This window comes from Paraburkholderia sp. J7 (genome assembly GCF_905220155.1).
Lineage (GTDB): Bacteria > Pseudomonadota > Gammaproteobacteria > Burkholderiales > Burkholderiaceae > Paraburkholderia.
This window is the reverse complement of sequence record NZ_CAJMYZ010000055.1, coordinates 1-10790: the sequence shown is the minus strand read 5'-3', so window position 1 is coordinate 10790 and position 10790 is coordinate 1. Positions and strand designations below refer to the sequence as shown.

Below are 10790 nucleotides of genomic sequence, written 5' to 3'. Positions count from 1 at the left end.
CCTGAACAGCCTCTATCCCGCTGGGGCGGCTGGCAAGGTAATGCCGCCCCGGGGTGATGAGACGCCCGTGTGGGGCGCACACTTCTTCGTGGAGAAAAAAATGGCAACAGCAGCATCGCTTCTCAACCAGTACATCGAGTCTGTGCGGGACCCCAAGGCTGCCGCAGCGCTCTTTGCCGACGACGGCATTCTTGAACTTCCTTACCTTTCGAGCCTCGGCCCGACCACAGGTGCGCAAGGTCCCGCCGCCATCGAAAGGTTTCTAACCGGGTTGCTCAACAAGGTGCCCGATTTCACCTTCAAGAATGTTCAGATCCTGATCGACACGCCGGAGCAGGCATTCGGCGAGTATTCCGTCGAGGCACTGGTACCGTCCACGGGGAAAGTCTACAAGCAGATGTATGCGGGCCGGCTCGTCGCCGAGCATGGAAAGATCAAGCTGCTTCGTGAGTCGCTTGACACGGTTGCAGCGCAGGAAGCGTTCAGCCCCGTTGACCAGGTGGGAAACAAGTAGAGACCCAAGGGCCGCTTGCCTGGGAGCAAGACGGCCTATGAATGCGCTGTACTTGACTGCAACGCACGGGGACATCGACTGCACGCTAACGTTGACCTGAGCCGTTCACAAGAATCGATTTGAAATCGGATAAAAAAACCAGGAATCATCATGAAATCCTTTAAGCCCCTGTTGGTCGCGGCCGCGCTGGCTGTGAGCACGACCTTCGCTGTTGCGGCAACCAACAGTGCGCCGCCTAAACCGGATCGCGTCACCAGTGACTTTTTGCATGCGCTGAACGCCAGCACCGGTCCGGCGATCAACACGCTGCCTCCGGCCAAAGCACGTCAGGTGCTGGTCGACGCGCAAAGAAGCGTCAATATCGATCTTTCCGGCATCGACGTCAGCACAAAAACCATCGAGCAGGACGGCATCAGTGTTCCATTGACCATCGTGCGCCCGCAAGGTGCGTCAGGCACCTTACCCGTATTCATGTTTTTCCACGGCGGCGGGTGGATTCTCGGCGACTTCCAGACACACGAACGACTGGTTCGTGATCTGGTAGTGCAATCGGGCGCGGCGGCGGTGTTTGTCAATTACACACCATCGCCGGAAGCGCGCTATCCGGTCGCGATCAACCAAGCCTACTCGGCGACAAAATGGGTCGCTGCGCATGGCAATGAAATCGGGGTGGATGGCAACCGGCTCGCGGTGGTCGGCAATAGCGTGGGCGGAAACATGGCAGCCGTGGTCAGCCTGATGGCGAAGGACAAACAAGGCCCCGCGATCCGGTTTCAGGGGTTGATGTGGCCTGTGACGGATAACAACTTCGAGGACGGCTCGTACACGACCTTCCGGCAAGGCCATTTCCTGACCCGTCCGATGATGAAGTGGTTCTGGGACGCATATGCGCAGGATCCGAAGCAGCGCAATGAGATCTATGCCTCGCCCCTTCGCGCTCCAACTGAAGACTTGAAGGGTCTTCCGCCTGCGCTCATTCAGGTCGCTGAATCAGATGTGCTGCGCGATGAGGGCGAAGGATACGGTCGCAAACTGGACACGGCCGGCGTTGAGGCGACGACGGTACGCTACGACGGCACGATTCACGACTTCGGCCTGTTGAATGCGCTCGCAAACGACGCACCGACGAAGGCCGCGACGCGTCAGCTCGCTAACGAGTTAAAAGCACGTCTGCAATGATGCCTCAGGCGCGTTGATGCCTTAATCCGCGCCTCATGAATCATAGATTTTCCCATTCAGAGGTTCTCATGTCACACGTCGAAAAGCCGGATGCCTCCTTAATCGAGCAATTGCTGATGCGCAATATCCGCGAAGTCTTTGGCGAAGGGGATCCCGTTCGCCTTCGCAATGCCATCAAGGATATCTATACGGACGACTGCGTGGTGTATCTGCCGATCGGCCGCTATGTCGGTCACGAAGAGCTTGCCTCGATTGCCAGCGAACTGCGAGCTTCACATCCAGGCTATGTGTACACGCCTCACCGGAGGCCCGATGCCGTCCAGAACGGTGGCCGCTTGATCTGGGGTTCCGGGCCACTCGGTGAACCGCCTCGTTACACCGGCGAGGACATCATCGTCGTCCGCGATTCGAAAATCGCCGTCCTCTATGTGTTCCTGGATTCGGCCGATGATTCGCCGTCCTGAATCCTATCGTAACTGATATTTCCGGATTAACCACGTATCAATGTGTTGCCATGTGAAGGAGCTAATGTGATTGCGTTATACGCGTTTGCCACGCCGAACAGCGTGAAAGTGACGATCGCCCTGGAGGAACTGGGCGTTCCGTATTCGCTCAATGCGGTTGATCTCCGCAAGGGTGAACAGAAGTCGGACTGGTTCAAGGCGCTCAATCCGAACGGAAAGGTGCCCGTGATTATCGACGGGGTCAGTGAGAGGCCGCTTAGTCTGTCGGAGTCGGGAGCGATCCTTGTCTATCTGGCAGAAAAGCACAACAGATTGCTGCCGTCTGGTGGAGAAGCACGGGCCCGGGTTTTTGAGCAGCTACATTTTCACGCATCGGGCCTTGGTGCGGCCTTTGGAAATGCCTTCGCATCCCGCAAGGCCATGCCCGAAGTCGCCGAGAAAGCTGTCGCTGAGGCACAAAGGACGTTAGCCGTGCTCGATGGAATATTGGTGAGCCGCGAGTACGTTTCCGGTGACGAGGTGACGATCGCCGATATCGCACACTTCGGTTGGATTTGGCGCCACAGTGCAGTTGGTGTCGATCTGGATGCCGTCCCGCATGTTTCCCGATGGATGGATGCACTCCACGCGAGAGAGGCATTCGCACGCGGGATTGCCAGGACAACGGCCTTGATGTCCTGATTGGCGTTGTAGGGTATGACGCTATGCCGTGCCAGCCGGAGGGCACGATGCAGAATCAGTCACGCGCCAGCCCGCGTTCGCTGCCATCTGCCAGATCGTGCTTGATGCCAGACCTTGCTTGTCGCACAGGTTACCCGTTCCGCTCTACCTGCACACTAGAAAGAAACGGGTATCCGTATTCGATGGAGGATTTGTCGTTGTGCGGCGCGGTGAATTCGGCAGAATGTAAGTGGCTGCAGCGATGTCGCCGAACGGCTCGCATGCATGCCTTATGCAGTAGGCATGCGCGGCGGGAACTTGGCAAGTCAGTGATCGGCAGTCGGCGACTCATTCCCGCCCTCGATGACCACTTACGGGCGGTAACGACTATCCAGAATGCATGGCCGTCTTCAGCATCTAGACTGGCCAGGAGGAGTCATTCAACAGTGGCTCAAATACCGTCGATCGCTGCGAGCGGTCAATCGATAAATCTGATGTCAAAAGAGATGCAGCAAGGCACAATCTGTCCGTGCAAGTGCGATCTGTGGCGATCATCATCGTAGGATGCGCGCTTCTGGACGGCGAAAACCCATACGCTGTGTCGAATGGGAAGTCGGCGAGCCCAGCAATACTGAAGCATCGGCTTTATTGCTCACTGGGGAGTTTGTCCTGCCTGGGCTTATCGAGCGCTACCGTCAAATCCAAAGCCTAAGAAGAAGAAAAGCTGTATTCATTCACTTCATTTGCGAGGCATGTCCGCTATGGGATACCGTCTGGTTGTATCACGGGGGCGTCTTCATGCAGTTAGCGCTCTGGCAAGTTCGGTTCAAGAACTGGTGAACGATGTGGAGCGACTGCGAGTCGCCGCGGCGGGGGCGCTGGATCGGTCGCTCGTCACAAGTCTTGTCAACGATTTGGCTCGAAGGCACGGACTGGAACCCGTTGGTGATATCAGCAAGCGGAAGAACTTTACCCCCCCGCTGAGCGGCTATATGACTGAGGTGCAGAACAAGACGACATGGGCAAGTGTCTTTGAACTGTTTCCTCGGGGGGGAGGCAAGGTTACATTGAGTCTTGAACCTGATGAGTACGGCGTGGCGGCTGAAAACTGCCCGAATTGTGGGAAGCGCGTGATAGGGCAAAAGCCCGCAGTCGCGCACAACATAATCCCTCAGCAGACGTGGAAGCGGATTGTCTCCGCCGCAATCAGCGAGTGCCTTCAGAACATCGAGAGCGGGAATCTGACAAAAAAACACGTCCGATCGTTTAGCAGTCTTAGCGGCCACGCTTCCGGAGTACGTTTCAGCGCCCCCGATTCCGGTGAGCCTCTGGGTGGGAAGTTTGCTCCTGAGAAAGCGGAGAACAAACCGATTGTTGACAAGCTGCTGGCGGCCGGGCTCATCAATTCAGCGTATGCGGCGCAAGATAACGCGGGAAAACAATGCCTCGATTGCGAACGTAAGCAAAGTAACGCCACGTTGATCCAGCGCTTTGCGCTGATTAAGGAGAAGAAACTGCAGTCGCAAATTGAATCCGGAGCTATCGATCCTGCAACGTTTGTAGGGGCCCAATTCCAGGGTCTTGCGGACCGGTTTAAAGCCGCGGATAGAAAGGCATCGGTGACAACAACGGGCGCAGTGGAAGAGCTTCTTGGACGCGTAACGATTGCACAGATTGGACGCTTCCTCCTCGGTATCGAGAAATGTATCGAGGAAGAATACACAAGAAACCCGAACTCGCCCTTGAATAACCTGTTGCTTGATCACTGGGAGGAGTTTGTATGGTCTTTCAGGTCGGTAGCGATGACCCAATGCAATGCCAACTATTCGGGTAGTCTAGGCATAAAAGGCCTGGTCTTATGACGCCGCGACGAATATCGCCTTTTCTTGATGGTTAGGATCGTTTTCAGAAACCATCGCCGGGTCCGCGCGAGTTTACTCGATAAGTGCAGGCGCGCAGGTCAACGTTGCGGCAATGATGAAAAACCGACGGCGAGAGCAGGGCATCACAACACTCCTTTCGAAACGGCGCGGTCGTCGGGACTACGAGACGCTGGTGGCGAATGAACTGGATAGCCGGCCAGCAGCCTATGGCTTGCCGTTTATGGTGGCGAGGTAGCGGGCCACCGTCTCAATCTGATTGATCGGCAACGGCGCGCCATATGCCGCGCGCATTTTCTCCACTTCGGTGTTCAACTCGTCGAATGAAAGCGGTGGGTGCCTCGTCACCCTACCCGCCGAACGACAAATGATGCACTGCGAGTTCACTATGTGGTAAGCGTTGCCTGAATACCGTCTAGACCGACGGCGCCAAAGTGGACACAGTAGGCCCCACCAAACGAGTGGTGGAGCCTACTGTGTCACCCGAGATAACAATGGCAGCGAAGCGCACGCGTAAAGGTACTCCCAACCACTCCATCGAGTTTCGGCGAGAACTCGCAAAGCTGACATGCGCCTGTGGCCGGAGGTCGTCAGACCAATCGAGCGGCCACGTAAGCCCCCTCAAGAATGTCAGTGGCGGCGAAACTAACCACCAAATGAATCGCCCCAAAATTGCCTGACCGGCCAAGTAAAGTGCCTCAAAATTTGCAAATGCGGTTTTTGGGGCAATTCAGTCAGATTTTTGGGGACAAATTGCTAGGAAGCACTCACTGGGCGATTTCCGATCTTTCCTTGCACTGACGCAAAATACTGTATAAATTAACAGTATGTGTTTACGTCCAGTAGGAGCGTCGCATGAAATCGCCAATCCGCATCGTGAACGACGAAGACCGTCAGGCGTTTGAATGGCTGCTTGCAAATGTAGGTGCGGATCGCGTTGCGGCGGCGGCCCAACGGCTTGTTGGCGGAGGGAAGCGGCCGTTCGTTTCCGCGCTGTGCCGCTACCTGGGTGCGTGGCCTCCTTCTGCACGTCGTACCCGCAAGATCGAGCCCGTCCATACGGCCGTCGGCGACCTGCATCTGGCGCGCATACGCGAGCTGCTTGCGCAACGCAATGCGGTGAAAGTTGGCGCACATTGATCTGCCAACTCACCTTGGTTTGATTTGCATCAGAGCACAGCATTGGCCAAACGCTTACGTTGAATTCTCATCGCGGCGCTGTCTTGTTTGACGTCTTGCGTCATCGGCCGCTGCAAAACCTGTGGCTCGCCCTTTCTTGTCTGACTGGTTTAAATCCAATCTGACAAGTCAATTTTCCGCATGCCTGTTCGAAACTCGCCGCCGTCATAGTTCGGGGTCAACGAGTTTGCGTAATGAATTGGGGAAACTCCTGACTCAATCCCTGGTCATCTCGCGGATTTAACAAAGTTAGAATGAAGGCTCTAGATCGACGCCGGCATTCGTTTCTGAACGGGCAACGTCTCTTGCGTTGCGAAGCCATACATCAAGCGCGGTCGGTACAGACATAACGATTGATGGAATACACGGGGGATAAATTAGTATGTCTAATCAAAAATTCGCAACCGCGGAAAGCGGATCATGGGCCGCAAATATCACTACGATGAGCGCTCATCTGTTCGACGGTGTTTGTGAACTGGCGCGCCTGAATCTCGCGACTTGCAGGTCGATATTCGCTGGGTCGCGAGAGCGTTTCGAAGGCATCTTGTCGGCGCAGACGCCGGAGCAACTGGTCCGCAACCAGGTCGATATGTTGCCGTGGGTCGCTTCGCAGGCGGCCGGCTACACGCGCGCATATATGGAAATCGCGGCGGAAACTGCTGCAAAGCTGAGATAGCGCGCATCGCGTGTGAGCGACGAGTGCGCTCACTGGCGCGATCCAATGCGAAGCAGAAAAAAGCGGGATCATGCGGGAGGGAAATAACATGTTGAGCCCCCACGAACTTGCCACGTTGATGCTGATAAAGAATGCGCCCGGGCGTATCGAGCCGGACCGCGAGGAACTCTGGGCGCTTCGCGACCTTCATCTGGTTATTGTCGATACGCCCGAATCGGGTTTCCCAACGCCCCGAGTGACGCCTCAAGGCGATGCGCTTCTGAGAGCGGTTGCCCGCGTGCGCTGATTGGCGGTCGAGACCGCATAGCCTGTCACATGAACCGGCTATATTCAGAGTGCGTTGCTCACAAATGGGTTGCGATCCGCATGGATCTGAGGAGGCTGACGTGGACCAGTCCTGGCTGGGTATGGCTGCCGGCACGATCGTGCTTGTGATAGCCGCAGTTAGTGTCACCGCTCACTACCGCCGCGAACGGCGCCGGGCCGATTTGCTGCGCAATCTCGATCACCACGATTGGTGTCGCTGGACACGCGTTCGACGCTGAGCCGCCTCGTGCTGCGTTATGGCGCTGCGGGCAGAGGTCTTCAATCGATGTCAATTTGCTTAGGATAATTGATCGATTGCCTACGCTCGACCGGTGTGTCCGCGGACGACATGCTACGATCGACGGCATCTCACTTCAATTTGTGCGAGCCATGGCGACGTTGTATGACTTGCTGGGCGTAAGCGACGACGCGAGCGACGCGGACATCAAGCGGGCCTACCGCAGGGCCGCGATGAAAGCGCATCCCGACCGTAATATGGGACGCGAAGCCTCTGCCCATGCGCAGTTCCAGGAGATCACGGAAGCTTACGCGATTCTTTCCGATCCGGTGCAGCGCAGCGTCTATGACGCGGTCTATGCCGAGGAGATGGGGCGCCTTGCCCGTGAGCAGGAGGAAGAGGCGCGTTTGCAGGAGGCGGCGCGCCAGGAGGCGTACGCGCGTTACGTGGCCGTGGCCATGCGCTTTGCCGAGCAGGGCTACAACCGCGACGTCGTGTTTGGCGCACTGCTCGCAGGCGATTGCGAAACCCAGCTGGCCGGGCGTATTGCCGACGGTGCGCTCGCGCTGCACCTTTCGCGTCAGGCGGACAACGCCACGCCGCGCGAAACCGGGGAACCGGACGAGGCGATGCCGCCATCTGCAACGCATCGTGCAGGCGACGAAGCGTCGCAAAATGCCGACGATCGCCGTCACGCAAACCTCTTTAGCGCGATCTGGCACGGTATGTTCGGGTTGCATCCCTGAACCCGCACCCGTGCCAAATTCAGGCGCATGTGCAGGAGCAGGGGTACGATAGTGAGTGAAACATTACTCAGCGTGGTCACCCTATGACTTCGAACTCACATGCCTCCCACGATGTCGACACAGAGGCGTTGGCTACCTTGTCAGAGTATCTGGAGCTTGCACTCGACAAGGGGGGAAGCCTGATTCTCGTTCGCACGCCTGGCGGCAAAAGCGAGGTGTATCTGGGTGACCCCGCTCTGTTGCAGGAGGAGTGGGCGCACCTTGGCGCAATTCCAGAGCCGGTGGCCCGGGCGATACTGGAGGGCACGCGCTCCGGGCTCAACGAACTGACTATCCAGGCGCAAAGCTATCGTTTTGTACGGTTGTTCGCTCAGGTCGCCGACGTGGGGGCAGTCGTCTTCGTCGCGGCCTGATCGATGCGCCGCGCCAGCTTGTTTTCGCCGCCGCAAAGGTCGTGCGATCACGTTGAGAGGGCGCGCGCGCGAAAGCCACTATGATTAGCGAATGGTGTCCACGTGCAGGAGACGATTCGTGGCAACGTACAAGGAACTCAAAGCGCAACTCGCGGAACTCGAGGCTCAAGCGGCGATTGCCCGTCAGCAAGAGTTCGAGACGGTTCTCGCCGATATCCGCGCAAAGGTGGCCGAATTCGGTTACACGCAGCAGGACATCTTTGGTAGTCGCCGTGGCAGGCCGGGGCTTTTGCATCACGCGGCGGCCCCGAAATATCGCGATCCCGCAAGCGGCGCGACCTGGTCCGGCAGGGGCCGCGCACCGAACTGGATCAAGGACGCGAAGAATCGCGACAAGTTTCTGATAAGTGAATAAATTGCCTGATATCGGCAGTCAGACCGACGTCGTCCTCAAAAAAGGTCTCGCAGCGGCAGGCGACGCAAATCGTCGGTGACCGGAACGCTGGCAAGGACCACCAGCAGCATCGACAAAGGCACGCCCGCGGCAAATCCGAAATGGCGGAACGCCAGTGCGCCTAGCGTTCCGCCAAGCAAAAACATGCCGAGCAGGGAGCCGAGTACGCGTACGCGCTGCATATCGGCTGCCACGTGCTCCGATCCTGAAGCCGGTACGCCCCAATTCCAGTACAGCGCCTTCCCCAATTCAATGCCCAGATCGGTCACGATGCCAGTCACATGCGTTGTGCGGATTTCTGCGTGCGAGATTTTCGTGATCATGGCGTTTTGCACGCCCATGACGTAACAGAGCACGGCAACCGTCAGCGGCACGAAGAGAACACGATGAATCTCGAGATTCGCGCCGAGCGCGGCGAAGCACAGGAGCAGGGCGGCTTCGAGCATGAGCGGCAGTGCGTAGACACTGCGCGCGCAACGGCGGCGTCCCCAGTTGATCAGAATGGCGGAAGTCGCGGCGCCACTCACAAAGGCAAGGACGGAACTGATCGCGGACAACGCGATGGCGCTATTGCCGAGCGCGGCGCTGTCGGCAAGAGACGAGACGATGCCCGACATGTGCGACGTGTATTGCCCAACGGCAAGGAACCCGCCGGCATTGATCGCGCCGGCGACCCAGGCCAGTGCGCGGCCGAGCCGCAGGTTGGCCTGCTCGGTGCGTTCGACGGAGGTGAAGCTGCGCAGATAGTGAATGGGCACGACGGCGTTCCGGGGCTACGAGCGTCGAAACGCACAGTCTACGATGCGTACGGATTGCATGGCCCCGCGCGATGCGGCGTTGGGGTGCGGTTGTTTGCCGCAGGGGCCGCCACGTTGTCGTGAATTCGTGTAGCTCGATTGCACGTGTCTTTGCCGCGCACGATCCGGGTTTTTGCGGTGCGCGTCGGTGGGAGATCGTTCAGGCTCGCGCGCGAGGCATCGTCTGAACGATCAATCGGTGAAGATTGTTGAGATTCTCACCGGTTGTCGCGAACAGATTGCGATTCGCGCTGAACGGCGCGTCGGTCTTGACGAGGTTCGACACCGACGTCTGTGCATTCGGCACGGTAACGCTGCGCCCTGCCGGTACCAAAGCGATGCGGTCATGGCGAGCGCTCTCGACAGGCGCATGACCTCGCGCCGCACCGCGAGGCCACGCGTCACTGCGCTGGCTCGTAGGGAGCCTCCTGTGCTCCCTTGCCGCTGCTCGTTGGGGTGAGTATCGGCGGCTCATAGCCGCCCGTATCCACCGCGAAACCCGTTCTGGCCACACCGGTCATGCCAGCCGGCGGGCCGTAGTTGTTCGAAGCCCGTGCGGGACCGGCGCCGCTGCCCGTGCCGGTTATGGCTGGCGGACCGTAATCGGTCGCGGCCGCCGCGGCAGTTGGCTTCGGTACCGCAACAGGGGCCATGACAGCCGGCGGTGCGGAGTTGTGCGCAATCGGCGCAGTGGCTGCCCCAGCGGTCGTGCTTCGGACCGAAGGGGTCACGTTCGTCGGCGCGGCGTAGTCGCTCCTGGGTGGCGCGGGCACCGCCGCCGCGCTCTTGGGGGCGTCCGAATCGGGGACGTGCGGCGGTGGGTCGTACGCGTTCATAACCGGCGCGGGTGGGCGAGGTGGCACTATTTCGACTATGGCCGAAGGTGTACTCACGCCGAATGAACTGCGGCCCAGATGTCCGCCAGGTCCGCTTGCACTCGCACCGCCCGTGGAGCTACCTGCACCCGAGTTGCCTGCGCCGGAGCTGCTTCCGCCGGAACCGCTTGCGCCAGCGCTGCTTCCACCAGAACTGCCACCACCCGAGCTGCCTGCGCCGGAACTGCCTGCGCCCGAGCTACCTGCGCCGGAACTGCCCGCACCCGAGCTACCTGCGCCGGAACTGCCCGCACCCGAGCTACCTGCGCCGGAGCTACCTGAGCCCGAGCCGCCTGCGCCTGACCCCGAGCCCGAACCAGAACCTGAGCCTGAGCCAGAGCCAGAGCCAGAGCCAGAGCCAGAGCCAGAGCCAGAGCCAGAGCCCGACCCAGAGCCAGACCCACAGCCC

Annotated in this window: 13 protein-coding genes; 11 read left to right on the top strand and 2 right to left on the bottom strand. The window is 58.9% G+C overall.

Annotated elements, in window-relative coordinates; all coding sequences use genetic code 11:
* From U5A58_RS40095 to U5A58_RS40050, 11 genes are all read left to right on the top strand, one after another.
* Window positions 1-514 (top strand): nuclear transport factor 2 family protein (locus tag U5A58_RS40095; RefSeq protein ID WP_321965426.1); only part of this gene is annotated, 514 nt, incomplete at its 5' end.
* A gap of 150 nt (window positions 515-664) precedes the next feature.
* On the top strand, window positions 665-1693 hold the full coding sequence (locus U5A58_RS40090) for an alpha/beta hydrolase (RefSeq protein WP_321965425.1): 1029 nt from the start codon (window positions 665-667) through the stop codon (window positions 1691-1693).
* A 68-nt stretch (window positions 1694-1761) separates the two neighbouring features.
* Window positions 1762-2157: a nuclear transport factor 2 family protein gene (locus U5A58_RS40085; RefSeq protein ID WP_321965424.1), complete on the top strand. Its 396-nt coding sequence runs from the start codon at window positions 1762-1764 to the stop codon at window positions 2155-2157.
* A 42-nt stretch (window positions 2158-2199) separates the two neighbouring features.
* Window positions 2200-2838: a glutathione S-transferase family protein gene (locus U5A58_RS40080; RefSeq protein WP_321965423.1), complete on the top strand. Its 639-nt coding sequence runs from the start codon at window positions 2200-2202 to the stop codon at window positions 2836-2838.
* A 740-nt stretch (window positions 2839-3578) separates the two neighbouring features.
* Window positions 3579-4679 (top strand): hypothetical protein, encoded by a 1101-nt coding sequence (locus U5A58_RS40075; protein ID WP_321965422.1) that lies wholly within the window; start codon window positions 3579-3581, stop codon window positions 4677-4679.
* An 873-nt stretch (window positions 4680-5552) separates the two neighbouring features.
* Complete coding sequence (locus tag U5A58_RS40070) at window positions 5553-5837, top strand: hypothetical protein (RefSeq protein ID WP_321965421.1); 285 nt, start codon at window positions 5553-5555, stop codon at window positions 5835-5837.
* 421 nt (window positions 5838-6258) lie between these two features.
* Window positions 6259-6552, top strand: a complete 294-nt coding sequence (gene phaP / locus U5A58_RS40950) for a TIGR01841 family phasin (protein ID WP_415774367.1) — start codon at window positions 6259-6261, stop codon at window positions 6550-6552.
* Window positions 6553-6640: 88 nt separating this feature from the next.
* Window positions 6641-6838: a hypothetical protein gene (locus U5A58_RS40065; protein WP_233886704.1), complete on the top strand. Its 198-nt coding sequence runs from the start codon at window positions 6641-6643 to the stop codon at window positions 6836-6838.
* Between the two features lie 410 nt (window positions 6839-7248).
* A complete protein-coding gene (locus U5A58_RS40060) occupies window positions 7249-7842 on the top strand; it encodes a J domain-containing protein (protein ID WP_321965420.1) in 594 nt (197 codons plus the stop codon).
* Between the two features lie 137 nt (window positions 7843-7979).
* Window positions 7980-8255 carry a hypothetical protein gene (locus U5A58_RS40055; protein ID WP_321911131.1) on the top strand — a complete coding sequence of 92 codons (276 nt, stop codon included), beginning with the start codon at window positions 7980-7982 and terminating at the stop codon, window positions 8253-8255.
* Window positions 8256-8373: 118 nt separating this feature from the next.
* On the top strand, window positions 8374-8670 hold the full coding sequence (locus U5A58_RS40050; protein ID WP_321965419.1) for an H-NS histone family protein: 297 nt from the start codon (window positions 8374-8376) through the stop codon (window positions 8668-8670).
* Window positions 8671-8705: 35 nt separating this feature from the next.
* On the opposite strand, the gene U5A58_RS40045 is transcribed toward U5A58_RS40050, so the two are convergent.
* Both U5A58_RS40045 and U5A58_RS40040 read right to left on the bottom strand, forming a co-directional pair.
* Window positions 8706-9467: a YoaK family protein gene (locus tag U5A58_RS40045; protein ID WP_321911129.1), complete on the bottom strand. Its 762-nt coding sequence runs from the start codon at window positions 9465-9467 to the stop codon at window positions 8706-8708.
* A 440-nt stretch (window positions 9468-9907) separates the two neighbouring features.
* Window positions 9908-10342 (bottom strand): hypothetical protein, encoded by a 435-nt coding sequence (locus U5A58_RS40040; RefSeq protein WP_321965418.1) that lies wholly within the window; start codon window positions 10340-10342, stop codon window positions 9908-9910.
* Window positions 10343-10790 lie beyond the last annotated feature (448 nt).

Coding starts and splice junctions, on each gene's coding strand:
- U5A58_RS40085 (WP_321965424.1), top strand. CDS start 1,762: ATGTCACACGTCGAAAAGCCGGATGCCTCCTTAATCGAGCAATTGCTG.
- U5A58_RS40060 (WP_321965420.1), top strand. CDS start 7,249: ATGGCGACGTTGTATGACTTGCTGGGCGTAAGCGACGACGCGAGCGAC.
- U5A58_RS40070 (WP_321965421.1), top strand. CDS start 5,553: ATGAAATCGCCAATCCGCATCGTGAACGACGAAGACCGTCAGGCGTTT.
- U5A58_RS40040 (WP_321965418.1), bottom strand. CDS start 10,342: ATGAACGCGTACGACCCACCGCCGCACGTCCCCGATTCGGACGCCCCC.
- U5A58_RS40075 (WP_321965422.1), top strand. CDS start 3,579: ATGGGATACCGTCTGGTTGTATCACGGGGGCGTCTTCATGCAGTTAGC.
- phaP (WP_415774367.1), top strand. CDS start 6,259: ATGTCTAATCAAAAATTCGCAACCGCGGAAAGCGGATCATGGGCCGCA.
- U5A58_RS40065 (WP_233886704.1), top strand. CDS start 6,641: ATGTTGAGCCCCCACGAACTTGCCACGTTGATGCTGATAAAGAATGCG.
- U5A58_RS40090 (WP_321965425.1), top strand. CDS start 665: ATGAAATCCTTTAAGCCCCTGTTGGTCGCGGCCGCGCTGGCTGTGAGC.